Below are 26,240 nucleotides of genomic sequence, written 5' to 3'. Positions count from 1 at the left end.
CCCGTCCCTCCCGGACCCGTTCTCCGCTCGACCCCCACGCTCAGGAGCTCCTCGTGCGCCTCGTCTTCGCCGGCACGCCGGCTGCCGCCGTCCCCACCCTGCGCGCCCTCGCGGCCTCCGAGCACGAGATCGTCGGGGTGGTCACCCGGGCGGACGCGCCCGTGGGTCGCAAGCGCGTGCTCACGCCCTCGCCGATCGCCGCGGTCGCCGAGGAGCTCGGCCTGCCGGTGCTCACGGCGAACCGCCTCGACGAGGAGGTCACCGACCGGATCGCCGCCCTCGAGCCGGACCTCGGCGTGATCGTGGCCTACGGCGGCCTGGTCCGCGAGCGGCTGCTGGCGGTGCCGCGCCTCGGCTGGATCAACCTGCACTTCTCGCTGCTGCCGCGCTGGCGCGGGGCGGCACCGGTCCAGCGCGCGCTGATGGCGGGGGAGCAGCGGATCGGCGCGGCGGTCTTCCAGCTGGTGGCCGAGCTCGACGCGGGCGACGTCTTCGCCGTGATCCAGGAGGAGGTCGCCGGGCGCTCGGCCGGCGAGCTGCTCGAGGTGCTCGCGGAGCGGGGCGCCGGGCTGACCGGCGAGGTCGTCGACGGGCTCGCCGCCGGCACCGCGGTCGCCGTGCCGCAGTCGGGCGAGGTGACCCTCGCGCCCAAGCTCGACGTGACCGACGGCCGGATCGACTGGACCTTGCCGACCGCGGGGATCCTCGCGCTGGTCCGCGGGGTGACTCCTGAACCCGGCGCGTCGACGACGGTCGGCGACGCGCGGCTCAAGGTGCTCGCCGTCGACGAGGCGCGCACGGACGCTCCCCTCGCGCCCGGCGCCGTGCTCCTCGATGCCGGCAGGGCCCTGGTCGGCACGGGCGACGGCGCGGTCGAGCTCGTCTCGGTGCAGCCCGCCGGCAAGACCGCGATGCCCGGCGCCGCCTGGGCCCGGGGCCTCCGCGAGAGCACGGTGCTCGCGTGAGCGCCCGGACCGCGGTCGCTCCGGCGCGGCAGGTCGCCTACGACGTCCTGCTCGCGGTCAGCGGCGGAGACGCCTACGCCAACCTCGTGCTGCCCGCCCGGATCCGCGCCGCCGAGCTGTCGCCGGCCGACGCGGGTCTGGCCACCGAGCTCTGCTACGGCACGCTCCGCCTCTCCGGCTACTACGACCGGGTGATCGCCCTCGCCGCCGGCCGCGCCGTCGAGACCATCGACGCCCCGGTGCTCGACGCGCTCCGGCTCGGCGTGCACCAGCTGCTCGGCACCCGCGTCGCCGCGCACGCCGCCGTGAACGAGAGCGTCGCGCTCGTCGCGGGCGGCTCCTCCCGCGGCGCCGTCGCCTTCGCGAACGCAGTGCTGCGCTCGGTGACCCGCTCGAGCGACGAGGAGTGGCAGCAGCGCGTCGCCGACGCCGCGACCTCGGGCGACGACCGGCTCGCCGCGGCGACCTCGCATCCCGTCTGGATCGTCAAGGCCCTGCGCCGCGCCCTCGCCGCGGAGGGCGCCGCCGACGAGCTCGAGGCGCTGCTCGCCGCCGACAACGCGGCGCCGCGGGTGAACCTCGTCGCCCTGCCCGGTCTCGCGGAGGCCGCCGAGCTGCCCGACGCGGAGCCCGACCGCTACTCGCCGGTCGGCCTCGTCAGCACCGGAGGCGACCCCGAGGCGATCGCGCCCGTGCACGAGGGCCGGGTGCGCGTCCAGGACGAGGGCTCGCAGCTGGCCGCGCTCGCGCTCTCCCGCGCGGAGCCGGTCCGCGAGGGCGAGCGCTGGCTCGACCTCTGCGCCGGCCCCGGCGGCAAGGCGGCGCTGCTGGCCGCCGAGGCACGCGCGGGCGGCGCGACGCTGCTGGCCAACGAGGTCGTGCCCGCGCGGGCTGGACTGGTCCGCCAGGCCCTCGCCGCCGTGGACCCGACGGTCGAGGTCCGCACCGGTGACGGCCGCACCCTCGGCGAGGAGCAGCCCGGTGCCTTCGACCGCATCCTGCTCGACGCCCCGTGCACCGGACTCGGTGCCCTCCGCCGCCGTCCGGAGGCGCGCTGGCGCAAGACCGCCGACGACGTCGCCCCGCTCGCGGCCCTCCAGGGCGAGCTGCTCGACTCCGCCCTCGCCGCGCTCGCGCCCGGCGGCCTGCTCGCCTACGTCACCTGCTCGCCGCACCTCGGCGAGACCAAGCGCGTGCTCGCCCTCGCCGCGGAGCGCCACCCCGGCGGCTTCGAGCTCGTCGACACCCCGGCGGTCCTCCGCGGCATCACCCGCGCGCCGCTGCCGCTCGCCGAGAGCGCGCTGCACGCGCAGCTCTGGCCGCACCGGCACGGGACCGACGCGATGTTCATCCAGCTGCTGCGCCGCAGCCCGGCCTGACGGCCCGGCCGCCCGGCCTAGGCTGGGGAGCATGCCCGCACGGATCAACCCCAGCATCCTGTCCGCCGACTTCGTGAACTTCGAGGCCGAGCTGCAGCGGATCGCCGGGGCCGATCTCGTGCACGTCGACGTGATGGACAACCACTTCGTGCCGAACCTCACCTTCGGCCTGCCGATGGTGCAGCGCCTGCAGGAGGTCTCGCCGCGCCCGCTCGACGTGCACCTGATGATCGACGACCCCGACCGCTGGGCGCCGGGCTACGCCGAGACGGGCGCCTACTCCGTCACCTTCCACGCCGAGGCCGCACGCGACGCCGTCGCGCTGGCGCGCCGTCTCCGTGAGATCGGCGCGCGCGCCGGCATCGCGCTGAAGCCCGGCACCCCCGTCGACGCCTACCTCGACCTGCTGCCCGAGTTCGACCAGGTGCTCGTGATGACCGTCGAGCCCGGCTTCGGCGGCCAGTCGTTCATGGCGGAGACGATGCCGAAGCTGCACGCGCTGCGCGAGGTCGTCGACCGCACCGGCCTCGACGTCTGGCTCCAGGTCGACGGCGGCATCGCCCCCGGCACGATCGAGATCGCCGCCGAGGCGGGCGCCGACACCTTCGTCGCCGGCTCCGCCGTCTTCGGCGCCGACGACCCGGAGGCGGCCATCGCCGCCCTCCGCGACACCGCGTCCTCCCTCCTGCACCGCCACTGACCCGGCCGCCCTCGCCGGTCCGCCGCCGCGTATAGACTTCCCCGGTGAAAACTTTCGACGACCTCTTCGCTGAGCTGGGCGAGAAGGCCGCCGCGCGTCCCGAGGGTTCGGGCACGGTCCGCGAGCTCGACGCCGGTGTGCACTTCATCGGCAAGAAGATCGTCGAGGAGGCCGCCGAGGTGTGGATGGCCGCCGAGTACGAGGGCGACGAGCGCACGGCCGAGGAGATCTCGCAGCTGCTCTACCACCTGCAGGTGCTGATGCTCGCGAAGGGCCTGACGACGGCCGACGTCTACCGACATCTGTGAGCGTCCCCCCGTTCGCCGGAGTGCGCCGCCGCCACGTCGCCGCGCGCTCCCACGCTCTCCGAGGCGCCGTCGCGCCTCCGCTCACCGAATCACCCTCGACCTCCAGAGGACGTCCCGTCGTGACCACGACCACCCCCACCCCCACCACTCCTGAGACCACCGGCACCACCGCCGCGCCCGCGCTCCTGCGCGTCGCCGTCCCGAACAAGGGCTCGCTCTCCGAGACCGCCGGCCAGATGCTGGCCGAGGCCGGCTACACCGGCCGCCGCGATCCCAAGGAGCTGCACGTCGTCGACGAGCGCAACGGCGTCGAGTTCTTCTACCTCCGCCCGCGCGACATCGCCACCTACGTCGGCTCCGGCGCGCTCGACGTCGGCGTCACCGGCCGCGACCTCCTGATCGACTCCGGCTCCGAGGCGCGCGAGATCGCCAGCCTCGGCTTCGCCGACTCGACCTTCCGCTTCGCCGGACCGGCCGGCCGCTACACCGAGCTGCAGCAGATCGACGGCCTCCGCGTCGCGACCAGCTACCCGGGCCTCGTGGGCCGCTTCCTCCGCGAGCACGGCGTCGAGGTCACCCTCATCCGCCTGGACGGCGCGGTCGAGTCGGCCATCCAGCTCGGCGTCGCCGACGTGATCGCGGACGTCGTCGAGACCGGCACGACCCTCCGCAAGGCGGGCCTGGAGATCTTCGGCCCCGTCATCCTGGAGTCGACCGCCGTCCTCGTCTCCGGCGCGGGCGAGCCCGAGGGCATCCCGGTCCTGCTGCGCCGCCTGCAGGGCGTCCTCGTGGCCCGCGAGTACGTGCTGCTCGACTACGACTGCCCCGTCGCGCTGCTCGAGACCGCCACCGCGCTCGCGCCCGGCTTCGAGTCGCCCACCGTCTCGCCGCTGCACGACCCCGAGTGGGTCGCCGTGCGGGTCATGGTGCCGCGCGCCGACATGAACCAGGTGATGGACCGGCTCTACGACCTCGGCGCCCGCGCGATCCTGGTCACCTCGATCCACGCCGCACGCCTCTAGGAGGGGGAGCGATGAGTCTCGCCGTCCGCGTCATCCCGTGCCTCGACGTGGCCGCCGGCCGCGTCGTCAAGGGCGTCAACTTCCAGAACCTGCGCGACGCCGGCGACCCCGTCGAGCTCGCCCGCCTCTACTTCGAGCAGGGCGCCGACGAGCTGACCTTCCTCGACGTCACCGCCACCGTCGACGACCGCTCCACCACCTACGACGTCGTGCGGGCCACCGCCGAGCAGGTCTTCATCCCGCTCACCGTCGGCGGGGGAGTGCGCGGCGTCGAGGACGTCTCGCGCCTGCTCGCCCACGGCGCCGACAAGGTGGGGGTCAACTCCGCCGCGATCGCGCGCCCCGCGCTGATCGGCGAGATCGCCGACGTCTTCGGCGCGCAGGTGCTGGTGCTCTCGCTCGACGTCAAGCGGAGCGACGCCACGCCCTCCGGCTTCGTCGTCACCACCCACGGCGGTCGCCGCGAGACGACGCTCGACGCCCTCGCCTGGGCGGCGGAGGCCGTCGAGCGCGGGGCCGGCGAGCTGCTGGTCAACTCCATCGACGCCGACGGCACCAAGCAGGGCTTCGACCTGCCGCTGATCAGCGCGATGCGCGAGCTCAGCACCGTTCCGGTGATCGCCTCGGGCGGCGCCGGTGCGGTCGAGCACTTCGCCCCCGCCATCGAGGCGGGCGCCGACGCGGTGCTCGCCGCCTCCGTCTTCCACAATCGCGAGCTGACGATCGGCGACGTGAAGCGCGCCCTCGACGACTCCGGGATCGAGATCCGCCGATGAGCACCGACACGACCGCTCCGGACGACCTGACCGCGGTCCTCGACCGCGCCGCCTTCGACGCGAGCGGCCTCCTGCCCGCCGTGATCCAGCAGCACGACACCCGCGAGGTGCTGATGCTGGGCTGGATGGACCGCGAGGCGCTGCGCCGCACGCTGACCGAGGGCCGGGTCACCTTCTGGTCGCGCTCGCGCCAGGAGTACTGGCGGAAGGGCGACACCTCCGGTCACGCCCAGTACGTCCGCGGAGCCGCGCTCGACTGCGACGCCGACACGCTGCTCGTGCAGGTCGAGCAGATCGGCGCCGCCTGCCACACCGGCGAGCACTCCTGCTTCGACGTCGATCCGCTCGCCCCGGTGACGGACCTCGGGCCGCAGGCGTGAGCGGCCGGCGCCTCAAGTACTCCGCGATCCTCGGGATCGTGCTGCTCGCCGCGCTCGAGCTCACCGCCTCCACCCAGCCCTGGGCGACCCTCGTGCTCACCCCGGGCGTCGGCGACGGCCGGGCGCTCTCCGTCGTCGGCACCGTCGCCGCGCCGGCCCTGTCGGCCCTGGCCCTCGCCGGGCTCGCTCTCGCGGCCGCCCTCGCCATCGCCGGGCCGGCCTTCCGGATCGTCCTCGGGCTGCTGCAGATCGTCCTCGGCGGCTCCGTCGTCCTGGCCGCCTCGACCGCGCTCGCCGATCCCGTGCGCGCCGGCTCGTCGCTGGTCACCGACGCGACCGCGATCGCGGGCCGGGAGTCGGTCGCGGCGCTCGTCGCCTCGTCCTCCGTCACCGCCTGGCCGCTCGTCGCACTGGTCGCCGGAGTGCTGACCGCGGTGATCGGGGTCGTCGTGCTCGTCACCGTCCGGCGCTGGCCCGGCGCGAGGAAGAAGCGCGTCTCCCGGTTCGAGCCCGCCGACGGCTACGGCCACGGCGCGACCACCGTGCGGACCGACGACGGCGACATCGATCCCGTCGTCTCCTGGGACGAGCTGTCCCGCGGCGACGACCCCACGTCCGCCCGCTGAGCAAGCCCTCCGCAGACCCCGCCCGGCGGCGGAGCCCTTCAGCCCCGAGCCGCTAGACTGCTGTGGTTCCGATGCACGTCCAGGAGGAGAGCCATGAGCACCGAGCACGACGACGACAACCACGGCCACTCGCCCGCAGCGTGGACGGCCGTCGTCATCATGCTGGTCGGCTTCACGGTCGGCACGATCGCCTTCTGGTTCGACCTGCCGCTCGTCGTCTGGCTGTCCGCCGGCGTCGTCGTGATCGGCCTCCTCGTCGGCGTGATCCTGGCCCGCCTGGGCTACGGGGTCGACGGCGCGAAGGCCAATCCGAAGGCGCGCGCGTAGAGTGCTCGGCGATCTGACCGCCGGCGCCCTGGCCGATGCGGCCCGGCGTCGCGAGACCGTCCCGCTCGAGGTCCTCGAGCGCCGCGCCGCCGAGCGCCCGCCCGCCCTCGACGCCCTCGCTGCGCTGGCCCCCGCCGAGCGCGTGCGGATCATCGCCGAGGTCAAGCGCTCCAGCCCGTCCCGCGGCGCTCTCGCCGCGATCCCCGACCCCGCGCTGCTCGCCGGCCGGTACGAGCTCGGGGGAGCGAGCGCGATCAGCGTCCTCACCGAGGAGCGCCGCTTCAAGGGCTCGCTCGCCGACCTCGAGGCCGTCCGCGCGAAGGTCTCGATCCCGGTGCTGCGCAAGGACTTCATCGCGGAGCCGTACCAGGTGCTCGAGGCGCGCGCCGCCGGGGCGGACCTCGTCCTCCTCATCGTCGCCGCGCTCGAGCAGCCCGTGCTGGCCGAGCTGCACGCCCTTGTCCTCGAGCTCGGGATGACCCCGCTGGTCGAGACGCACTCGGGCGACGAGCTCGAGCGGGCCGCCGACATCGGTGCCCGCCTGATCGGCGTCAACGCCCGCGACCTCTCCACCTTCGAGCTCGACCGCGACCTCTTCGGCCGCCTCTCCGAGCGCTTCCCCTCCGACGCGGTCAAGGTCGCGGAGTCGGCGGTCCTCTCGGCCGACGACGTCGCGCACTACCGCCGCTCCGGCGCGGACGTCGTCCTCGTCGGCGAGGCCCTCGTCACCGGTGGCGACCCCGTCGCCACCCTCGCCGGCTTCCTGGCCCACTGAGCCCCTTCCGGCGCAGAGGGCCGCGAACCGCGCGAGCCACGATCCGCACTGATCCACGATCCACTGATAGGCGGCACTGCCATGGCACTCCGGGATGAACTCGGCCCGTACTTCGGCGACTTCGGCGGGCGCTACGTCCCCGAATCGCTCGTCGAGGCGCTCGACGAGCTGAGCGCCGAGTACGAGCGCACGAAGGTCGACCCCGAGTTCGCGGCCGAGCTGGCGGAGCTGCACCGCAGCTACACCGGCCGGCCCTCGATCATCACCGAGGTGCCGCGCTTCGCCGAGCACGCGGGCGGCGCGCGGATCATCCTCAAGCGCGAGGACCTCAACCACACCGGCTCGCACAAGATCAACAACGTGCTGGGCCAGGCGCTGCTGACCAAGCGCATCGGCAAGACCCGCGTGATCGCCGAGACCGGCGCCGGCCAGCACGGCGTGGCCACGGCCACCGCCGCCGCGCTCTTCGGCCTCGACTGCGTCGTCTACATGGGCGAGGTCGACACCGAGCGCCAGGCGCTCAACGTCGCCCGCATGCGCCTGCTCGGCGCCGAGGTCATCCCCGTGACGACCGGCTCGCGCACTCTCAAGGACGCGATCAACGAGGCGATGCGCGACTGGGTCACCAACGTCGGCACCACCAACTACGTCTTCGGCACCGTCGCCGGTCCGCACCCGTTCCCGGCGCTCGTCCGCGACTTCCAGAAGATCATCGGCGAGGAGGCGCGCGAGCAGGTCCTCGCCCTCACCGGCGCCCTGCCGACCGCGGTCGCCGCCTGCGTCGGCGGCGGCTCCAACGCGATGGGCATCTTCCACGCGTTCCTCGACGACCCCGAGGTGAGGCTCGTCGGCTTCGAGGCCGGCGGCGAGGGGATCGACACCCCGCGCCACGCCGCGACCATCAGCAAGGGCCGCCCCGGCGTCCTGCACGGCGCCCGCAGCCTCCTGCTGCAGGACGAGGACGGCCAGACCGTCGAGTCGCACTCGATCTCGGCCGGCCTCGACTACCCGGGCATCGGTCCCGAGCACGCCTGGCTCGCCAGCATCGGCCGGGCCGACTACCGCGCGGTCACCGACTCCGCCGCGATGGACGCCCTGATGCTGCTCAGCCGCACCGAGGGGATCATCCCCGCGATCGAGTCGGCGCACGCCCTGGCCGGCACGCTGGAGCTCGGCCGCGAGCTCGGCCCCGACGCGACCATCCTGGTCAACCTCTCGGGCCGCGGGGACAAGGACATGACCACCGCCGCGCGCTACTTCGGCCTGGTCGACCAGGGCGCGGTGCAGTCGTGAGCGGCATCGGGCCGAGCGTCGCCGAGACCGTCCGCCGGCGCAACCAGGAGTCGGCGGGCGCCCTGATCGGCTACCTGCCCGCCGGCTTCCCCGACCTCGCGACGAGCATCGACGCCGCCGTCGCCCTCGCGGAGAACGGCGTCGACGCGATCGAGCTCGGCCTGCCCTACTCCGACCCGGTGATGGACGGCCCGGTCATCCAGGAGGCGACCCAGGCGGCCCTCGCCGGCGGCTTCCGCCTGCGCCACGGCTTCGACGCGGTCCGCGAGATCCGCGCGCGCGTCGACGTCCCCGTGCTCGTGATGACGTACTACAACCCCGTGCTGCAGTACGGGGTCGAGCGCTTCGCGACGGACCTCGCGGAGGCGGGCGGCTCCGGCCTGATCACGCCCGACCTCATCCCCGACGAGGGCGCCGAGTGGATCGCCGCCTCGGAGCGGCTCGGCCTCGACCGCGTCTTCCTCGCCGCTCCCTCCTCGACCGACGCGCGTCTGCGCGCGACCGTCGAGGCGAGCCGCGGCTTCGTCTACGCGGTCTCCACCATGGGCATCACCGGCGCGCGCGCCGACGTCGACCAGGCCGCCCGGACGCTCGTGGACCGGCTGCGCGACGCGGGCTCCGACAGCGCCTGCGTCGGCGTCGGCGTGTCGACCGGCGATCAGGTCGCCGAGATCCTCGCCTACGCCGACGGCGCGATCGTGGGCTCGGCCCTCGTCCGCGCGCTCGCCTCGGGCGGGGTCGACGCCGTGGCGGAGACGGCACGCGGTCTGGCAGAGGGCACGCGTCCGCGAGCCTGACGCCTCCCAGTACACTCGGGATGCCCGTCGGGGCGCGGCACCGCCGCGACCGCGGGATCCCTCCTTCGAAAGGTCGACGTACCGGTGTCCGTACCGCTGAGCATCCCGAGTCCGCCCGAGGCGTGGAGTCAGTACGACTTCACGCTCTTCGATCGCGCGTTCTCGATCCACACCTACGCCGTCTGCATCCTGGTCGGCATCGTGGTCGCCACGATCATGACGAACGCCCGCCTCAAGCGCCGCGGCGCCGAGCCCTGGGTCGTCCTCGACATCATCATCTGGGCGGTGCCGCTCGGCATCATCGGCGCGCGGCTGTACCACGTGCTCACCCACCCCGGCGACTACTTCTACGCCGGCGCGGACCCCTGGGAGATCATCCGGATCTGGAACGGCGGCAACGCGATCTTCGGCGGCCTGATCGGCGGCGCCGTCGGCGCCTGGATCGGCTGCCGCTGGACGGGCGTCCGCTTCTGGACCTTCGCCGACGCCCTCGCGCCCGGCATGCTCGCCGCGCAGGCCATCGGCCGCCTCGGTAACTGGTTCAACCACGAGCTGTTCGGCCTGCCGACGACCCTGCCCTGGGGCCTCGAGATCGAGAGCAGCAACCCGGCGTTCCCGGTCGGACTGCCCGCCGGCACGCTCTTCCACCCGACCTTCCTCTACGAGATCCTCTGGAACGCCGTCGGCATCGCCGTCATCCTGCTGCTCGAGCGCCGTCTCAAGCTGCAGTGGGGCACCGTCTTCGCCGCCTACCTGATCTGGTACGGCGTCGGCCGCGTCTGGTTCGAGTCGATCCGCATCGACCCGAGCGAGTTCTTCTGGGGCATCCGCACCAACGTCTGGGCCGCCCTGATCGCGATCGTGATCGGCCTGGTCCTCGTCGTGATCCAGCGGCGCGAGCACCCCGGTCGCGAGACCTCGGCCTACCGGCCCGGTCGCGAGTGGACGCCCGCCCCGGCTGCGGTAGAATTCGAGGACGTCGAGTCCGACTCCGACGCAACCACTCCTTCTTCCGGCACCGACGCCGAGAAGTCGACGGTCTCCCGCAGCTGACGCGGTCCGCGGCACCCCCGCGGCCCCGCATCCAGCTCCCACCCCGTCCGACCGCTCCTCCGCGGCTCAGCCACAAGCGCTGCCGCGGAGGCGCGACCGCACGGCCCCGCCGACGGCGCCAGATCTCCGCACCGCGACCACCGAATGCACGGCCCTCCCGATCGGGGAGCCGCTCCTCCACCACCACACCGCGGGCCAGTGACGTCCCGATCCGCTACGACTCTCGTGAGGACGGTCCCCATGGCTCCCGTTCAGCCCTCGCCCCGCGTCCCCGCCGTGCCGTTCCTCGGCACCCCGAGTGCCCAGGGGATGTACGACCCGGCGGCCGAGAAGGACGCCTGCGGTCTCGCCATGGTCGCCACCATGCGCGGGACGGCCGGGCACGACATCATCGACGCCGCGCTGAACGCGCTGCGCAACCTCGAGCACCGCGGCGCGGTCGGCTCCGACGCCGGCACCGGCGACGGCGCGGGGATCATCACCCAGATCCCGGACGACTTCCTGCGCGCCGTCGCGGCCGTCGAGCTGCCCCCCGTCGGGCAGTACGCGGTCGGCAACGCCTTCCTGCCCGTCGACGTCTTCGAGCGCGAGCGGGTCAAGTCGACCATCGCCGAGATGGCCCGCGAGGAGAACCTCGCCGTCCTCGGCTGGCGCTCCATCCCGGTGCAGCCCGACGAGATCGGCACGCTCGCCCGCGCCGCGATGCCGGCGATCGAGCAGCTCTACGTCTCGAGCGAGCTGACCGACGCCGCCGGCGTGCCGCTGGCCGGGCTCCGCCTCGACCGCCTCACCTTCCGCCTGCGCAAGCGGGTCGAGCGCGAGCTCGAGGTGTACTTCATGTCGCTCTCGAGCCGCACGCTCGTCTACAAGGGCATGGTCACGACGCTCCAGCTCGAGCCGTTCTACCCCGACCTCTCGGACGAGCGCTTCACCTCGAAGCTCGCGCTCGTGCACTCGCGCTACTCGACCAACACCTTCCCGTCCTGGCCGCTCGCGCAGCCGTTCCGGATGATCGCGCACAACGGCGAGATCAACACGGTGCAGGGCAACCGCAACTGGATGCGCGCGCGCCAGTCGCAGCTGAAGAGCGCCGAGCTCGGCGACCTCTCGCCGCTGTTCCCGATCGTCTCGACCGGCCGCAGCGACTCGGCCTCGTTCGACGAGACCGTCGAGCTGCTCACGCTGGCCGGCCGCTCGCTGCCGCACGCGATCATGATGATGGTGCCGGAGGCGTGGGAGAACCAGGCCGCCGCGATCGACCAGAAGCGCCGCGCGTTCTACGAGTACCACTCGATGCTCATGGAGCCGTGGGACGGCCCGGCCGCGATCGTCTTCACCGACGGTGACCTCGTCGGCGCGACGCTCGACCGCAACGGCCTGCGACCCGGCCGGTACGTCGTCACCGACGACGGACTCGTCGTGCTCGCCAGCGAGATCGGCGTGCTCGACATCGACCCCGCGAAGATCGTCCGCAAGGGCCGGCTCCAGCCGGGCCGGATGTTCCTGGTCGACACCGAGCAGGGCCGCATCGTCGAGGACGAGGAGATCAAGGCGCAGCTCGCCGACTCCGGTCCCTTCGACGAGTGGCTCGACAAGGGCCGGATCAACCTCAAGGACCTGCCCGAGCGCGAGCACATCGTGCACACGCCCGCATCGGTCAACCGCCGCCAGCGCACCTTCGGCTACACCGAGGAGGAGGTGCGGCTGCTGTTGCTGCCGATGGCGAAGGCCGGCGCCGAGCCGCTCGGCGCCATGGGCTCCGACACCCCGGTCGCGGTGCTCTCCAAGCGCCCGCGGCTGCTCTTCGACTACTTCACACAGGCGTTCGCCCAGGTGACCAACCCGCCGCTCGACTCCATCCGCGAGGAGGTCGTCACCTCGCTGCGCCTCGGCCTCGGCCCGGAGCGCAACCTGCTCTCGGCCGGCGCCGAGCACGCCCGCCAGGTCGTCCTCGACTTCCCGGTGATCGACAACGACGAGCTGGCCAAGATCCAGCACATCGCGCCGCGCCCGCTCAGCCACATCACCACGACGATCCGCGGCCTCTACCGCGTCGACGCCGGCCCCCGCGCCATGCAGGACCGCCTCGACGCGATGTGCGCCGAGGCCGACGAGGCGATCGCCGCCGGAGCGCAGTTCCTCGTGCTCTCGGACCGCGACTCCACCAAGGACCTCGCGCCGATCCCCTCGCTGCTGATGCTCGCCGCCGTGCACCACCACCTCATCCGCACCGAGAACCGGATGCGCGTCGGGCTGGTCGTCGAGGCCGGCGACGTCCGCGAGGTGCACCACGTCGCGACGCTGATCGGCTACGGCGCCTCCGCGGTGAACCCGTACCTCGCGATGGAGACCTGCGAGCAGCTGGTGCGCAGCGGCATGATCTCGGACCTCTCGCCCGAGAAGGCCGTCAAGAACGTGATCAAGGCGCTCGGCAAGGGCGTCCTCAAGATCATGTCCAAGATGGGCATCTCGACCGTGTCGAGCTACGCGGGCGCGCAGACCTTCGAGGCCGTCGGCCTCAGCCAGGTCTTCGTCGACCAGTACTTCACCGGCACCGCCTCCAAGCTCGGCGGCATCGGGATCGACGTCGTCGCCGAGGAGAACGCCGCACGCCACCGTGCCGCGTACCCCGAGGACGGCGCGGTCGTCGCGCACGAGCGCCTCGCGGTCGGCGGCGAGTACCAGTGGCGCCGCGACGGCGCGCCGCACCTCTTCAACCCGGACACCGTCTTCCGGCTGCAGCACTCCACGCGCAACCGCCGCTACGACGTCTTCCGCGAGTACACGAAGATGGTCGACGACCAGGCGCTCTCGCTGATGACCCTCCGCGGCATGTTCACCCTCGACACCGAGGGCCGCACGCCCGTCCCGATCGACGAGGTCGAGCCGGTCGAGTCGATCGTCAAGCGCTTCTCCACCGGGGCGATGAGCTACGGCTCCATCTCGCCGGAGGCGCACGAGACCCTCGCCATCGCGATGAACCGCCTCGGCGCCAAGTCGAACACCGGCGAGGGCGGCGAGGACACGGAGCGACTGCTCGACCCCGAGCGCCGCTCCGCGATCAAGCAGGTCGCCTCGGGCCGCTTCGGCGTCACGAGCATGTACCTGACCCACGCCGACGACATCCAGATCAAGCTCGCCCAGGGCGCGAAGCCCGGCGAGGGCGGCCAGCTGCCGCCGACCAAGGTGTACCCCTGGATCGCGCGCACCCGGCACGCGACCGCCGGCGTCGGCCTGATCTCGCCGCCGCCGCACCACGACATCTACTCGATCGAGGACCTCAAGCAGCTGATCTTCGACCTCAAGCGGGCGAACCCGAAGGCGCGCATCCACGCGAAGCTCGTCAGCCAGTCGGGCATCGGCGCGGTCGCGGCCGGCACCGCCAAGGCCCTCGCCGACGTGATCCTCGTCTCGGGCCACGACGGCGGCACCGGCGCGAGCCCCGTCAACTCGCTCAAGCACGCGGGCACCCCGTGGGAGCTCGGTCTCGCCGAGACCCAGCAGACGCTCATGCTCAACGGCATGCGCGACCGCGTCGTGGTGCAGGTCGACGGCCAGATGAAGACCGGCCGCGACGTCGTGATCGGCGCCCTGCTCGGTGCCGAGGAGTTCGGCTTCGCCACCGCCCCGCTGATCGTCGAGGGCTGCATCATGATGCGGGTCTGCCACCTCGACACCTGCCCGGTGGGCGTCGCGACGCAGAACCCGGAGCTGCGCAAGCGCTTCAACGGCAAGCCCGAGTTCGTCGTCAACTTCTTCGAGTTCATCGCCCAGGAGGTGCGCGAGTACCTCGCCCAGCTCGGCTTCCGCTCGATCGACGAGATCGTCGGCCACCGCGAGCTGCTCGACGTCAACCGCGCCATCGAGCACTGGAAGGCGAGCGGGCTCGACCTGACGCCGATCCTCGTCGGCCCGGTCTTCCGCGCCGAGGAGCCGCGCCGCCACGGCCGCGCGCAGGAGCACGAGCTGGAGAAGCACTTCGACAACGAGCTGATCCGCCTCGCCGCGAACGTCCTCGACCACCGCGGCACCGTCGTGATCGACCGCGAGATCAAGAACACCGAGCGCGCCGTCGGCACGATGCTCGGCCACGAGGTGACCGTCCGCTACGGCGAGAACGGGCTGCCGGCCGACTCCATCACGGTGAACCTCCGCGGCTCGGCCGGGCAGTCGCTCGGCGCGTTCCTGCCCGCGGGCATCACGCTGCGCCTCGAGGGCGACTCGAACGACTACGTCGGCAAGGGCCTCTCCGGCGGCCAGATCGTGGTGCGGCCCGACCGCCGCAGCACCTTCGACGCGTCGGCGAACGTCATCGCCGGCAACGTCATCGGCTACGGCGCGACCCAGGGCACGATGTTCATCCGCGGGATGGTCGGCGAGCGCTTCCTGGTCCGCAACTCCGGTGCCACGGCGGTCGTCGAGGGTGTCGGCGACCACGCGCTCGAGTACATGACCGGCGGACTCGCCGTGATCCTCGGCGCGACCGGCCGCAACCTCGGCGCGGGCATGTCGGGCGGCACCGCCTACATCCACGACCTGCGCCGCGAGCTGGTGAACCGCGACGCGATCGCCACCGGCGAGCTCACGCTCTCCGAGCTCGGCAGCGCCGACGTGGAGATCCTGCGCGACCTGCTCGAGCGGCACGTGGCCGAGACCGAGTCCACCCTGGCCCAGGGCATGCTCGACGATTTCGACGGAACCGTCTCGCGTTTCGTCAAGGTACTGCCCCGCGACTTCGCCGCGGTGCTCGCGACGCGAGCATCCGCTGTGGAGGAGGGGCTCGACCCCGACGGCGACGTCGTCTGGGGACGGATTCTGGAGGTGACCGGTGGCTGATCCCAAGGGATTCCTGAAGGTGCAGGACCGGGAGCTGCCCAAGCGGCGCCCGGTGTCCGTGCGGCTGATGGACTGGAAAGAGGTGTACGAGCAGGGCGACACCGCCGTCCTGCGCCGGCAGGCCGGCCGCTGCATGGACTGCGGCATCCCGTTCTGCCACAAGGGCTGCCCGCTCGGGAACCTGATCCCGGAGTGGAACGACCTGATGTGGCGCGGCGAGGGCCGCCAGGCGATCGAGCGCCTGCACGCGACCAACAACTTCCCGGAGTTCACCGGCCGCCTGTGCCCCGCGCCCTGCGAGTCGTCCTGCGTGCTCGGCATCAATCAGCCCGCGGTCACGATCAAGCAGATCGAGGTCTCGATCATCGATCAGGCCTTCGGCAACGACTGGGTGCAGCCGCACCCGCCGGAGCGCCTCACCGGCAAGACGGTCGCCGTCGTCGGCTCCGGCCCCGCCGGTCTCGCCGCCGCCCAGCAGCTCACCCGTGCCGGGCACACCGTCGCGGTCTACGAGCGCGACGACCGCATCGGCGGCCTGCTGCGCTACGGCATCCCCGACTTCAAGATGGAGAAGAAGCACCTCGAGCTGCGGCTGAACCAGATGAAGGCCGAGGGCACCCGCTTCCGCGCCGGCGTCGACATCGGCACCGACATCACCTGGGACGACCTGCGCGCGCGCTACGACGCCGTCGTGGTCGCGACCGGCGCAATGGTGCCGCGCGACCTGCCGATCCCCGGCCGCGACCTGGCCGGCGTGCACTTCGCGATGGAGTACCTGGTGCAGTCGAACCACGCCATCGCGGGCGACCGCGTCTTCGAGCAGATCTCGGCCGAGGGCAAGCACGTCGTCGTCCTCGGCGGCGGCGACACCGGAGCAGACTGCATCGGCACCGCGCACCGCCAGAAGGCCGCCTCGGTCACCAACCTCGCGATCGGCACCCAGCCGCCGTCGCAGCGTCCGGACAGCCAGCCCTGGCCGATGGACCCGACGGTCTTCGAGATCGCCAGCGCGCACGAGGAGGGCGGGGAGCGCGTGTTCCTCGCCTCCACCGTCGAGTTCCTCGCGAACGAGGTCGGCGAGGTCCGCGCGGTGCGCGTGGCCGAGACCGAGTACCTCGACGGACGCCGCGTGCCCAAGGCGGGCACCGAGCGGGAGATCCCGGCCGACCTGGTCCTCCTGGCCCTGGGCTTCACCGGCCCGGAGTCGGAGCACCTCGCCGGCCAGCTCGAGGTGCCCTTCACCGACCGCGGCAACGTGGTCCGCGGCGACCGCTTCGAGACCAGCGTCCCGGGCGTCTTCGTCGCCGGGGACGCCGGCCGCGGCCAGTCGCTCATCGTCTGGGCGATCGCCGAGGGCCGCTCCGTCGCGGCCGAGATCGACCGCTACCTCGAAGGCACCACCCAGCTGCCCGCGCCCGTCGGGCCCAACGACCGGGGCTTCACGCTCTAGTCCCACGGACGCGATAGTCTTCGCGCGCCAGCTTCACAGCTCACCCTCCCCGCTATCGACGCGCCCCCGGGCGCAGAACAACGGAGCACCCCCTCAATGAGACGAGCGAAAATCGTCGCCACCCTCGGCCCGGCAACGTCGTCGTACGAGACCATTCGTGCGATCATCGACGCCGGCGTGGACGTGGCCCGCATGAACCTCAGCCACGGCAGCTACGACGTCCACGAGGGCGTCTACCGCCTCGTGCGCAAGGCGGCCGAGGACTCGGGTCGCGCCGTGGCGATCATGGTCGACCTGCAGGGTCCCAAGATCCGCCTCGGCAAGTTCGAGGGCGGCCCGTACCCCCTCGCCGAGGGCGACGTCTTCACGATCACCACCGAGGACGTCCTCGGCACCAAGGAGCTCTCGGGCACCACGTTCAAGGGCCTGCCCGACGACGTGAACCCGGGCGACATGCTCCTGATCGACGACGGCAAGGTCGCGGTCCGCGTCACCGCCGTCGAGGGCCCCCGCGTCATCACCGAGTGCGTCGTCCCCGGCAACATCTCGAACAACAAGGGCATCAACCTGCCCGGCGTCGCGGTCAACGTGCCCGCGCTGTCGCAGAAGGACGAGGACGACCTCCGCTGGGCGATCCGCCTCGGCGCGGACATCATCGCGCTGTCCTTCGTGCGCAACGCGAGCGACATCGTCCGCGTGCACGAGATCATGGCGGAGGAGGGCCGCAAGGCTCCCGTCATCGCCAAGATCGAGAAGCCGCAGGCGGTCGACAACCTGCAGGAGATCATCGACGTCTTCGACGGCATCATGGTCGCCCGCGGCGACCTCGGCGTCGAGCTGCCCCTCGAGGCCGTCCCGATCGTGCAGAAGCACGCCGTCGAGCTCGCCCGCCGCTGGGCCAAGCCCGTCATCGTCGCCACCCAGATGCTCGAGTCGATGATCGAGAGCCCGCGCCCCACCCGCGCCGAGGCCTCCGACGTCGCGAACGCCATCCTCGACGGAGCCGACGCGGTCATGCTCTCCGGCGAGACCAGCGTCGGCGCCTGGCCGGTCGTCACCGTCCAGACCATGGCCCGCATCGTCGAGTCCACCGAGGAGCACGGCCTCGAGCGGATCCCCCCGCTCGGCAGCAAGCCGCGCACCCAGGGCGGCTCCGTCACCCTCGCCGCCGCCGAGGTCGCCGAGTTCGTCGAGGCCAAGTTCCTCTGCGTCTTCACCGAGTCCGGCGACTCCGTCCGCCGCATGACCCGCCTGCGCCACGGCATCCCGATCATCGGCTTCACCCCCGAGCCCTCGGTCCGCCGCCGCATGGCACTCAACTGGGGCGTCCAGTCCTACGTCACGCCCCGCGTGAACCACACGGACGCGATGTTCGCCCAGGTCGACGCCGTCCTCCTCCGCGAGAACCTCGCGAAGGCCGGCGACACCGTCGTCGTCGTCTCCGGATCGCCCCCCGGACGCGCCGGCACCACCAACGACATGCGCGTGCACGTCGTCGGCTCCTCCAGCTCCTCCGAGCCGGTGGAGAACTGGGACCACTGAGTCTCTGCAGAAGGGCCCGGTCGCTGTCGCGGCCGGGCCCTTCTGCGACGGACTCCTCGTTCCTCGTCGTCCGTCGGCGGTCGGCTTCGCGACGGGGTGCGCTGGTGGGAGCCGGTCGCGTTCCGGGTACGACGATCCGCTGGCACGCGGATCGCCGGTGACCCTGCGGAGCCGCGGCCGGTCTGCAGGGGTGGCGGCCCTTCGGGCGCCACGCTTCCGAACTCGGGGCGCCGCTCCCGCTCCCGCTGGTCGAGCAGCCGCGCAGCGGCCCCTTCAGAGGGCCGCGCCGTCCATGCTGGTCGAGTAGCCGCGCAGAGGCGTATCGAGACCCACGCTCGCCAGCGCGTCGGGTGCAAGGGCCGCGGCCCCTTCGGGGCGCGAGCCACTCCAGACCACCCTGGCCGAGCATGCGCAGTGGCCCCACCAGAGGGCCGTGCCTTCCATGCTGGTCGAGTAGCCGCGCAGCGGCGTATCGAGACCCGGCGTCGTCAGCAGGGCGGGTCTGCAGACTGGTCTTCGGGCGCGGGTGGATCCACTGGGAAGAGACGCCCGCGGACATGCTGGTCGAGTAGCCCCGCAGGGGCGTATCGAGACCCACCACCGCAGGGGCGTCGCCGCCGGTCCGGGGGCGGCTGCGAGCCGCGCTAGCGTGGGGGCATGCGACTCGGCGTGCTCGACATCGGCTCCAACACGGTCCATCTGCTGCTCGTCGATGCGCACCCGGGGGCGCGGCCCGTTCCGTACCGGTCGCACAAGCGCAGCCTCGCGCTGGTGGCCTACCTCGACGCGGAGGGCGACATCACCGAGGAGGGGCAGCGCGAGCTGATCTCCTTCGTCGCGGAGGCGCACGAGGTCGCCCGCCGCCACCGCGCGGAGGACCTGCTCGCCTTCGCCACCTCCGCGATCCGCGAGGCCGGGAACGGCGCCGCCGTGCTCGAGCGCGTCCGCACCGAGACCGGCGTGCACCTCCAGGAGCTCGGCGGCGAGGCCGAGGCGTCCGCGACCTTCCTCGCCGTGCGCCGCTGGTTCGGCTGGGGCGCCGGCTCGATCCTCGACCTCGACATCGGCGGCGGCTCCTTCGAGCTGTCGATGGGCGTCGACGAGGTGCCCGAGCTCGCCGTCTCGGTGCCGCTCGGCGCCGGCCGCGTCACTCGCGACCTCCTCGACGGCGACCCGGCGTCGGCCACCAGCGTGAAGGCGGCCCGCAAGCACGCCCGCGAGGTGCTCGCCGAGCCCGTCCGCGCCTTCCTCGCCCTCGGCACCCCCGACCTCGTCGCCGGCACGTCGAAGACCTTCCGCTCGCTGGCCCGGATCGCCGGCGCCGCTCCCAGCGCCGCCGGCCCGCTCGCGCGCCGCGAGCTGCACTTGGTCGACCTGCGGCTCTGGTCCTCCCGGCTCGCCGCGATCAGCGCGGCCGACCGCTCGGCGCTCCCTGGCGTCTCCACCCTCCGCGCCCCGCAGCTGCTGGCCGGTGCGCTCGTCGCCGAGGCCGCCATGGAGGCGCTGCACGTCGAGACGCTCGTGATCTGCCCGTGGGCGACCCGCGAGGGGCTGATCATCCGCCGCTTCGAGCTCCTCGACGCGCAGCTGCAGCGGGACGAGCCTCAGCTGAGCGTGATGCTGTAGGAGAACGCGCGCTGCTCGCCCGGCGCGAGCACGAACTGCCGCGGCTTGTCGACGATGTCGCCGTCCCAGCCCTCCGGAGTCGGGACGCTCCGCCACGGCTCGATGCAGACGAACGGCGCGCCGACCGGCTTCCAGACGCCGACGACGTCGAAGTCGCCGGTGTCGACCGCGATGGAGCGCGCGCCGTCGGCCTCGAGGGTCAGCGTGCGGCGGCGCGGCTCGTCGAAGATCAGCACGCCCTCCTCGAAGTGCTCGTCGTCCACCGTGAGCACGCCGTCCTCGAGCGGCGCCGGGTGGCGCTCGTCGACGAGGAGGTTCTCGGGAGCCCGGCGGAAGCCCTCCGGCTCGGCTTGCGCGAAGCGGATCCGGTGCTCGCCCGACGCTCCGGGCAGCGGCAGCGCGAAGGCCGGGTGGTTGCCGACCGAGGCGCCCAGCGGCTCCGTGCCGCGGTTCTCGACGGTCTGCGTGATCCGCAGGGTCGCTCCCGTCACCGCGTAGGCGATCAGCAGCGACCAGTCGAAGGGGAACACCGCGCGGGTCGCGTCGTCGCTGCGCAGCCGGAAGACGGCCTCGTCGCCGCCCACGCCGGCCAGCTCGAAGACCCGGTCGCGCGCGAAGCCGTGCTGACCCATCGGGTGGTCCCGTCCGTCGTGGTGCAGGGTGTCGCCCGGCAGCCGCCCGATGATGGGGAAGAGCACGGGAGCGTGCCGGCGCCACTCCGGGCCGGCCTGCCAGAGGTACTCGCGGTTCTCGCCGTCGCGGAGGGAGGTCATCTCGGCGCCCGCGGTCGTGAGCGCCACGCGCAGCTCGTCGCTGCCGATCGCGAGGACGGTGGGGTCGGGGGAGTCGTTGCTGCTCATGCTCCGATTCTGCCGCTGACCCGGGCGGCGCGCAGTCCCGTCCCGCCTCGGCGCGGGATCGGTGTCCGACCGGCGTGACAGCATGGGGCGATGCCTCCCGAGAAGTCCGCCGCCTCCTGGCGCGCCCGCGTGGGCGAGCTCAGCGGCGGCGACCCCGGCGAGGCGTCTCCGGTGCTCACGCCCATCGGCCTGCAGTTCGAGCTGCGCCGCCTCGTCCGTCGCGCCGACGACCCGTGGCGCGCCCCGGCGAGCGAGCGCGTCACCGCCGCGACGTACGACCCCGCCGAGCGCGAGGAGCACCGCCTCGCCACCCGCCCGGTCGTTCCCGGTCGCGGCGGCGCCTGGAACCGCTCGACCCTCACCTGGAAGTCGCTGAACTTCCAGACCCACCGGCTCTCCCTCGACCCCGGGCACCAGCGCTGGTTCGCCGAGTTCGCCGCGCTGCACCGGGCCACCCGCACCGTGCACCTCGGTCAGGACCCGGACTGGATCCACCTCGACGACTACGAGAGCCCACTGCTCTGGCGGCTGCTCGAGCAGGCCGAGGGCCTGCGCATCCCGCTGCTCACCACCGGCGCGGGCACTGTCTCCCGCGCCGCCGCCGCGCACGTCGCGCTCGTGGTCGCCGACCGCGCGGGCGCCCTCGAGCTCGCCCCGGTCCTCCGGCTCGACGTCGGCGAGCGTCCGCTCGAGGCCGCGCGGCCGGTCGCCCGCCACGGCGTCTACCTGGTGGAGTCCGGCGATCCGACGGCGCTGCTGCTCGCGCCGACCCCGCAGCCGCTCGACGACGAGGAGCTGCGGCTGCTGCGCCATCCGGAGGCGACCAGCGTGCCCGCCGAGGACGTCGCCGAGTTCCTGGAGGAGCACCTGCCGACCCTGCGCGGCCGCGTGGCGGTGCGGGGCGCGGACGCCGGCGTGGAGCTCGACGAGCCCGAGCCGCCGCGGCTGGTCTGCACCGTCTCGTTCGAGCCGCGCCGCGTGGTCCGGGTCGGCTGGCACTGGCGGCGGAGCGCGGACCGCGCCCGGGAGCTCGACGGCACGGGCGACGACGCGCTCGAGGCCGCGATCCTGCGGCGCGCCCGCACCGTCCTGGCGGCGGCGCAGTCGGACGTCGTCGCGGACGTCGACCGGCCGGCTGTCCTGCGCGGGGCCGCGGCGGCGGTCTTCGTCGTCGAGCAGCTGCCGCTCCTCGGCGAGGTCGGCGGCGTGCGGATCGAGCGCGAGGGGAAGCAGCCGGACTACCGCCTCCTCAACGGGCCGCTCACGCTCACCCTCACCGCCGTCGACACCGAGAGCGCGGACTGGTTCGACCTCGGCGTCGTCGTCACGATCGGCGACGCGAGCGTGCCGTTCGGCCCGCTGTTCCGAGCGCTCGCGAGCGGCGGCGACCGGATCCGGCTCGTCGACCACTCGTACCTCTCGCTCGCGCATCCGGGGCTCGACCGGCTCCGCGAGCTGCTGAACCGTGCGGACGAGCTGGAGGAGTGGGAGACCGGCCCGCGGATCGGCCGGCACCAGACCGCGCTCTGGGAGGAGCTGGACGAGCTCGCCGACGCGAGCGTCGCCTCCGACGCCTGGAAGGACGTGCTCGAGAGCGCGCTGGCCGCGGGTGCGCCCGTCGACGTCGAGCCGCCGGCCGGCCTCACCGGCGAGTTGCGCTCGTACCAGCGCGAGGGCTACTCCTGGCTCGTGCACCGTCGCCGGCACGGTCTCGGTGGGATCCTCGCCGACGACATGGGGCTGGGCAAGACCCTGCAGACCCTCGCGATGATGCTGCAGGCGGTCGAGGAGGCGCGGGCCGCAGGAGTCCGCGCGGCGCCGTTCCTCGTGGTCGCGCCGACCTCGGTGCTGCCCGGCTGGCTCTCGGAGGCCGCCCGCTTCGCGCCGTCCCTCCGGCTCGCGGCCGTGACCAGCACGCGCGAGGGGCGGGGCGACACCCTCGCCGCGCTGCCCGCCGACGTGGACGTCGTCGTCACCAGCTACGCCGTGCTCCGTCTGGCCGGGGAGCAGTGGGCCGAGCGGGAGTGGTCGGCCCTCGTCCTCGACGAGGCGCAGTTCGTGAAGAACCCGTCCTCGCAGGCGCACCAGGCGGCCCGGAGCGTGGGCGCGCCGATCACTCTCGCCCTCACCGGCACGCCGCTCGAGAACTCGCTCGACGAGCTGTGGGCGGTCCTCGCGCTGACCGCGCCCGGCCTCCTGCCGTCGCTGCGGCGCTTCCGGGAGGAGTTCACCCGACCGATCCTGCACGCCGATGAGCCCGTCGGCATCGCCTCGCCGGACCTGTCGGAGGGGCGGACGGTCTCGCAGTCCGAGGGAGCGCGACGGCGCCTCGACCGGCTGCGGCGCCGGATCCGCCCGTTCCTGCTGCGCCGGACGAAGGAGGCGGTGGCACCCGAGCTGCCCGAGAAGCAGGAGCAGACCCTCGAGGTCACCCTCGCTCCGAGCCACCGCGTGCTCTACGACGGCTACCTGCAGCGCGAGCGGCGGAAGCTCCTCGGGCTCGTCGACGACCTCGACCGCCAGCGCTTCACCGTGTTCCGCTCGCTCACCCTGCTGCGCCTGCTCGCCCTCGACGCGTCGCTGGTCGATCCCGCCTACCGGCACGTGCCCTCCGCCAAGCTCGACGCGCTGCTCGAGCAGCTCGACGACGTGCTGGCCGAGGGGCGCCGGGCGCTCGTCTTCAGCACCTTCACCTCGTACCTCGAGAAGGCGGCCGAGCGGCTGCGCCGGCGGGGGATCCCGTTCGTGCAGCTCGACGGCTCCACCCGCGACCGGGGTGCGGTGATCGACGAGTTCCGCTCGGGCGCCGCGCCGGTCTTCCTGATCAGCCTGAAGGCGGGTGGCACGGGGCTCACGCTGACCGAGGCCGACCACGTCTTCATCCTCGACCCCTGGTGGAACCCGGCGGCCGAGGCGCAGGCGGTCGACCGCGCGCACCGGATCGGGCAGGAGCGCCGGGTCAACGTCTACCGGCTGGTGGCGAAGGACACGATCGAGGAGAAGATCGTCCGGCTGAAGGAGCGCAAGGCCCGCCTGAGCACCGCCGTGCTCGACGAGGGCGAGCTCTTCGCGCAGGCGCTGACCGCGGACGACCTGCGGGAGCTGCTGGGGGAGTGAGGCGGACCCGGCGGCCCGGGCGCCCTCATGCCGTGTAGCACCCCTGACGGAGTGAGGGAAGAGACGGTCGCACCCAGGATCCGAGCGCAGACTCGATGGATGAGTCGACGCCGTCCCCGCCCCCGCCCCGACTGGGTCGCCGCCCTCGAGACGGGCGACGACGCGGGCCTCTTCGGCCCCGGCAGCGCCGTCTGGGCCGTCAACGGCGCGATACCGACGATGGTCGCCGGCGTCCGGGCCCTGCTGATGCAGACGCTGCACGCGGGCGCGATGGCCGGCGTGCACGACCACTCCCGGTACCGCGAGGACCCGATGGGCCGCCTCGACAACACGGTGCGCTGGGTGCTGACCACCAGCTTCGGCGACACCGCCACCGCCTCCGGAGCCGCCCGCTGGGTGACCGGCGTGCACGAGCGGATCGTCGGCACCTATCAGGACGCCGCCGACGTCGAGCGGCACTACTCCGCGCAGGATCCGCGGCTGCTGCTCTGGGTGCACGACGCGTTCACCGATGCCTTCCTCGGCTCGCACCGGCTGTGGGGCGGCCCGATCCCGGGCGGCCCCGACGCCTACGTCCGCGAGTGGGCCGCGTCCGGCCGCCTGCTCGGCGTCGAGAACCCGCCCGAGAGCGTCGCCGAGCTCCGCGAGCAGCTGGCCGGGTTCGCCGGTGAGCTCCGCCCGGACGAGCGCGTGCACGAGGCGGTCGACTTCCTCCGCCGGGTGAAGCTGCCCGGCGAGGCCGGAGTGGTCTACCCGCTGCTGTTCGCCGGCGCCACAGCCTCGCTGTCGCCCGAGGTGCGCCGCCTGCTGGGCCTGCGCCGCCCGTGGTGGCCGGCGATCACGGCGACCCGCCTGCTGCTGCGCTCCCTCGAGCTGTACCTCGGCCGTGTCTCGCCCAGCGAGCGCGCCGCCCGCACCCGGCTCGGCCGCCTCGTCGCGACCCGCACCGCCGCGAACTGACCGCGGGCGCAGGCTCAACGGACCCTCCGCGCCTCCGGCTCGCGGAATCGCCTCCGGCTCGTCGGATCTGCTCGACCCTGCGTGCCGGGGCCGATTCTGCGTGCCGGACGTTGTGCGCCGGGCGTCCTCGCGGGTCGGCCGCGGCCGCCGCGCCAGTTCTCCGCGCTTTCCGAACACCTGTCCGGGAAGTGGTAGACTGACGGAGATGTCTTCCGCTCGAGCCGCCTCCCCGCACGGGGCGGAGGCACCCTCCGGGCCCGCGTCGGCCGACCCTCGGGCGCGCCGCACCCGCCGCCGGGTGTTCGACGCCGTCGAGCGGCTGGTCATGCAGACGGACGGCGGCCGCGCCGAGGGCATCGCCGTCAGCGACATCGTCCGCGAGGCCGGCATCAGCCGCAGCTCCTTCTACGCGCACTTCGAGGACGCGTCGGCGGTCGCCTCCGCCCTGCTCCGCGAGGACCTCGTCGTCGCGGACGTCTCCGCACCCGATCTGCAGGACGAGTCCGGTGCGCAGGCCCTCCGGCGCGGTTACATCCGCCTGGTCGACCGGCTCGTCGACCGGCACGCCTTCCACGCCCGCCTCCGTGCCCGCGCCTCCGCTCGCGTCGCGTCCGACGACGCGGTCCTCGACACCGTGCTCGCCCTGCACCGCGCGGTGCTCGCCCGCGTCGACGCCCCCGTCGGCACCGACCCCGAGCTGACCGCCGTCTTCGCGGCCGGCGGCGTGCTCGCCGTGGTCGGCGCCTGGCTCGCGGGCGGCCTGGACGGCACCGACGAGGAGCTCGTCGAGCAGCTCGTCGCCCTCCTCCCGCCCTGGCTCGCCGACGCGCCGCTGCGGACCCCCGCTTCCTCCTCACCACCACTACGCCCCACGATGAAAGGCACGACATGATGACATTCGAGGTCGGCGAGACCCTGGTCTACCCGCACCACGGAGCGGTGACGATCACCGGGCTCGAGAAGCGCTCGGTCAAGGGCGTCGAGAAGACGTTCATGACGATGAACGTGCACACCAGCGAGCTCACGATCACCCTGCCCGTCGAGAACGCCGAGCTCGTCGGCGTGCGCGAGATCATCGACGACGCCGGCGTGCAGGCCGTCTACGACGTGCTCCGCAGCGACGTGGCCGAGGAGGCCAGCAACTGGTCGCGCCGGTTCAAGGCCAACCAGGAGAAGATGGCCAGCGGCAGCGTCTACCGCGTCAGCGAGGTCGTCCGCGACCTGTGGCGCCGCGAGCAGGCCGGCGGAGTCTCGGCCGGCGAGAAGCGCATGCTGCTGAAGGCCCGCCAGATCCTGGTCTCCGAGCTCTCGCTCGCGCTGAAGGCCACCGACGAGGAGGCCTCCGCGAAGCTCGACGAGGTCCTCGCCTCGGCGATCTGATCCCCACCGACGGCGCGTCCACCCTCCGGGGCGGGCGCGCCGTCGGCGTCTCCGGCTCCGTGGACCCC

At 73.2% G+C, this 26,240-nt stretch carries 22 protein-coding genes; 21 read left to right on the top strand and 1 reads right to left on the bottom strand.

Features of this window, described 5'->3' with window-relative positions:
* Positions 1–53: 53 nt before the first annotated feature.
* The 17 genes from fmt (at position 54) to HRK28_RS17750 (ending at position 19,855) form a co-directional block, all read left to right on the top strand.
* A complete protein-coding gene (fmt, locus tag HRK28_RS17830) occupies positions 54–965 on the top strand; it encodes a methionyl-tRNA formyltransferase (protein WP_173252573.1) in 912 nt (303 codons plus the stop codon).
* Positions 962–2,344 (top strand): RsmB/NOP family class I SAM-dependent RNA methyltransferase, encoded by a 1,383-nt coding sequence (locus HRK28_RS17825; protein WP_244231621.1) that lies wholly within the window; start codon positions 962–964, stop codon positions 2,342–2,344. The genes fmt and HRK28_RS17825 overlap by 4 nt, the downstream gene beginning before the upstream one ends.
* Before the next feature lie 31 nt (positions 2,345–2,375).
* On the top strand, positions 2,376–3,044 hold the full coding sequence (gene rpe, locus HRK28_RS17820; RefSeq protein ID WP_173252572.1) for a ribulose-phosphate 3-epimerase: 669 nt from the start codon (positions 2,376–2,378) through the stop codon (positions 3,042–3,044).
* 44 nt (positions 3,045–3,088) lie between these two features.
* Positions 3,089–3,352: a phosphoribosyl-ATP diphosphatase gene (locus HRK28_RS17815; protein ID WP_055791842.1), complete on the top strand. Its 264-nt coding sequence runs from the start codon at positions 3,089–3,091 to the stop codon at positions 3,350–3,352.
* 185 nt (positions 3,353–3,537) lie between these two features.
* Entirely contained in the window at positions 3,538–4,374 is an 837-nt protein-coding gene (hisG, locus tag HRK28_RS17810; RefSeq protein WP_217274914.1) for an ATP phosphoribosyltransferase, read from the top strand.
* A gap of 11 nt (positions 4,375–4,385) precedes the next feature.
* Positions 4,386–5,150 carry an imidazole glycerol phosphate synthase subunit HisF gene (hisF, locus tag HRK28_RS17805; protein WP_160089830.1) on the top strand — a complete coding sequence of 255 codons (765 nt, stop codon included), beginning with the start codon at positions 4,386–4,388 and terminating at the stop codon, positions 5,148–5,150.
* Positions 5,147–5,530, top strand: coding sequence for a phosphoribosyl-AMP cyclohydrolase (hisI, locus tag HRK28_RS17800; RefSeq protein ID WP_160089828.1), 384 nt, complete (start codon positions 5,147–5,149; stop codon positions 5,528–5,530). Before hisF ends, hisI begins: the two co-directional genes overlap by 4 nt.
* Entirely contained in the window at positions 5,527–6,156 is a 630-nt protein-coding gene (locus tag HRK28_RS17795) for a Trp biosynthesis-associated membrane protein (RefSeq protein ID WP_173252570.1), read from the top strand. Before hisI ends, HRK28_RS17795 begins: the two co-directional genes overlap by 4 nt.
* Before the next feature lie 93 nt (positions 6,157–6,249).
* Positions 6,250–6,483: a DUF6704 family protein gene (locus HRK28_RS17790; protein ID WP_160089826.1), complete on the top strand. Its 234-nt coding sequence runs from the start codon at positions 6,250–6,252 to the stop codon at positions 6,481–6,483.
* Position 6,484: 1 nt separating this feature from the next.
* Positions 6,485–7,258, top strand: a complete 774-nt coding sequence (gene trpC, locus HRK28_RS17785; RefSeq protein WP_160089824.1) for an indole-3-glycerol phosphate synthase TrpC — start codon at positions 6,485–6,487, stop codon at positions 7,256–7,258.
* A gap of 81 nt (positions 7,259–7,339) precedes the next feature.
* Positions 7,340–8,551 (top strand): tryptophan synthase subunit beta, encoded by a 1,212-nt coding sequence (trpB, locus tag HRK28_RS17780; RefSeq protein ID WP_173252569.1) that lies wholly within the window; start codon positions 7,340–7,342, stop codon positions 8,549–8,551.
* Positions 8,548–9,348, top strand: coding sequence for a tryptophan synthase subunit alpha (gene trpA, locus HRK28_RS17775; RefSeq protein ID WP_160089820.1), 801 nt, complete (start codon positions 8,548–8,550; stop codon positions 9,346–9,348). The genes trpB and trpA overlap by 4 nt, the downstream gene beginning before the upstream one ends.
* A 102-nt stretch (positions 9,349–9,450) precedes the next feature.
* Positions 9,451–10,401 carry a prolipoprotein diacylglyceryl transferase gene (gene lgt, locus HRK28_RS17770; RefSeq protein ID WP_244231848.1) on the top strand — a complete coding sequence of 317 codons (951 nt, stop codon included), beginning with the start codon at positions 9,451–9,453 and terminating at the stop codon, positions 10,399–10,401.
* A gap of 309 nt (positions 10,402–10,710) precedes the next feature.
* Complete coding sequence (gltB, locus tag HRK28_RS17765) at positions 10,711–15,237, top strand: glutamate synthase large subunit (protein WP_254305020.1); 4,527 nt, start codon at positions 10,711–10,713, stop codon at positions 15,235–15,237.
* The gene (locus HRK28_RS17760) at positions 15,230–16,687 is read left to right on the top strand and encodes a glutamate synthase subunit beta (protein ID WP_160089816.1); all 1,458 of its coding nucleotides are present in this window, start codon (positions 15,230–15,232) and stop codon (positions 16,685–16,687) included. The genes gltB and HRK28_RS17760 overlap by 8 nt, the downstream gene beginning before the upstream one ends.
* Before the next feature lie 96 nt (positions 16,688–16,783).
* The gene (gene pyk, locus HRK28_RS17755) at positions 16,784–18,229 is read left to right on the top strand and encodes a pyruvate kinase (protein ID WP_160089814.1); all 1,446 of its coding nucleotides are present in this window, start codon (positions 16,784–16,786) and stop codon (positions 18,227–18,229) included.
* A gap of 657 nt (positions 18,230–18,886) precedes the next feature.
* Complete coding sequence (locus HRK28_RS17750) at positions 18,887–19,855, top strand: Ppx/GppA phosphatase family protein (RefSeq protein WP_160089812.1); 969 nt, start codon at positions 18,887–18,889, stop codon at positions 19,853–19,855.
* Here HRK28_RS17750 and HRK28_RS17745 read toward each other — a convergent pair.
* A complete protein-coding gene (locus HRK28_RS17745; RefSeq protein ID WP_160089810.1) occupies positions 19,834–20,715 on the bottom strand; it encodes an aldose 1-epimerase family protein in 882 nt (293 codons plus the stop codon). The genes HRK28_RS17750 and HRK28_RS17745 overlap by 22 nt on opposite strands.
* A 90-nt stretch (positions 20,716–20,805) precedes the next feature.
* Here HRK28_RS17745 and HRK28_RS17740 point away from each other — a divergent pair, with 90 nt between their 5' ends.
* The 4 genes from HRK28_RS17740 (at position 20,806) to HRK28_RS17725 (ending at position 26,172) form a co-directional block, all read left to right on the top strand.
* Positions 20,806–23,832, top strand: coding sequence for a DEAD/DEAH box helicase (locus HRK28_RS17740; protein WP_173252567.1), 3,027 nt, complete (start codon positions 20,806–20,808; stop codon positions 23,830–23,832).
* A gap of 99 nt (positions 23,833–23,931) precedes the next feature.
* Positions 23,932–24,792 carry an oxygenase MpaB family protein gene (locus tag HRK28_RS17735; protein WP_173252566.1) on the top strand — a complete coding sequence of 287 codons (861 nt, stop codon included), beginning with the start codon at positions 23,932–23,934 and terminating at the stop codon, positions 24,790–24,792.
* A gap of 205 nt (positions 24,793–24,997) precedes the next feature.
* Entirely contained in the window at positions 24,998–25,684 is a 687-nt protein-coding gene (locus HRK28_RS17730; RefSeq protein ID WP_173252565.1) for a TetR/AcrR family transcriptional regulator, read from the top strand.
* Entirely contained in the window at positions 25,684–26,172 is a 489-nt protein-coding gene (locus HRK28_RS17725; protein WP_123446565.1) for a CarD family transcriptional regulator, read from the top strand. Before HRK28_RS17730 ends, HRK28_RS17725 begins: the two co-directional genes overlap by 1 nt.
* Positions 26,173–26,240 lie beyond the last annotated feature (68 nt).

This window comes from Rathayibacter sp. VKM Ac-2835 (assembly GCF_013266705.1).
Classification (GTDB): domain Bacteria; phylum Actinomycetota; class Actinomycetes; order Actinomycetales; family Microbacteriaceae; genus Rathayibacter.
The sequence above is the reverse complement of the archived record's forward strand: the minus strand, read 5'-3'. Positions and strand labels throughout refer to the sequence as shown.

Coding starts and splice junctions, on each gene's coding strand:
- hisI (WP_160089828.1), top strand. CDS start 5,147: ATGAGCACCGACACGACCGCTCCGGACGACCTGACCGCGGTCCTCGAC.
- HRK28_RS17745 (WP_160089810.1), bottom strand. CDS start 20,715: ATGAGCAGCAACGACTCCCCCGACCCCACCGTCCTCGCGATCGGCAGC.
- HRK28_RS17750 (WP_160089812.1), top strand. CDS start 18,887: ATGCGACTCGGCGTGCTCGACATCGGCTCCAACACGGTCCATCTGCTG.
- gltB (WP_254305020.1), top strand. CDS start 10,711: ATGTACGACCCGGCGGCCGAGAAGGACGCCTGCGGTCTCGCCATGGTC.
- HRK28_RS17740 (WP_173252567.1), top strand. CDS start 20,806: ATGCCTCCCGAGAAGTCCGCCGCCTCCTGGCGCGCCCGCGTGGGCGAG.
- HRK28_RS17735 (WP_173252566.1), top strand. CDS start 23,932: ATGAGTCGACGCCGTCCCCGCCCCCGCCCCGACTGGGTCGCCGCCCTC.
- HRK28_RS17730 (WP_173252565.1), top strand. CDS start 24,998: ATGTCTTCCGCTCGAGCCGCCTCCCCGCACGGGGCGGAGGCACCCTCC.
- HRK28_RS17725 (WP_123446565.1), top strand. CDS start 25,684: ATGACATTCGAGGTCGGCGAGACCCTGGTCTACCCGCACCACGGAGCG.
- trpB (WP_173252569.1), top strand. CDS start 7,340: ATGGCACTCCGGGATGAACTCGGCCCGTACTTCGGCGACTTCGGCGGG.
- rpe (WP_173252572.1), top strand. CDS start 2,376: ATGCCCGCACGGATCAACCCCAGCATCCTGTCCGCCGACTTCGTGAAC.
- pyk (WP_160089814.1), top strand. CDS start 16,784: ATGAGACGAGCGAAAATCGTCGCCACCCTCGGCCCGGCAACGTCGTCG.
- HRK28_RS17790 (WP_160089826.1), top strand. CDS start 6,250: ATGAGCACCGAGCACGACGACGACAACCACGGCCACTCGCCCGCAGCG.
- hisF (WP_160089830.1), top strand. CDS start 4,386: ATGAGTCTCGCCGTCCGCGTCATCCCGTGCCTCGACGTGGCCGCCGGC.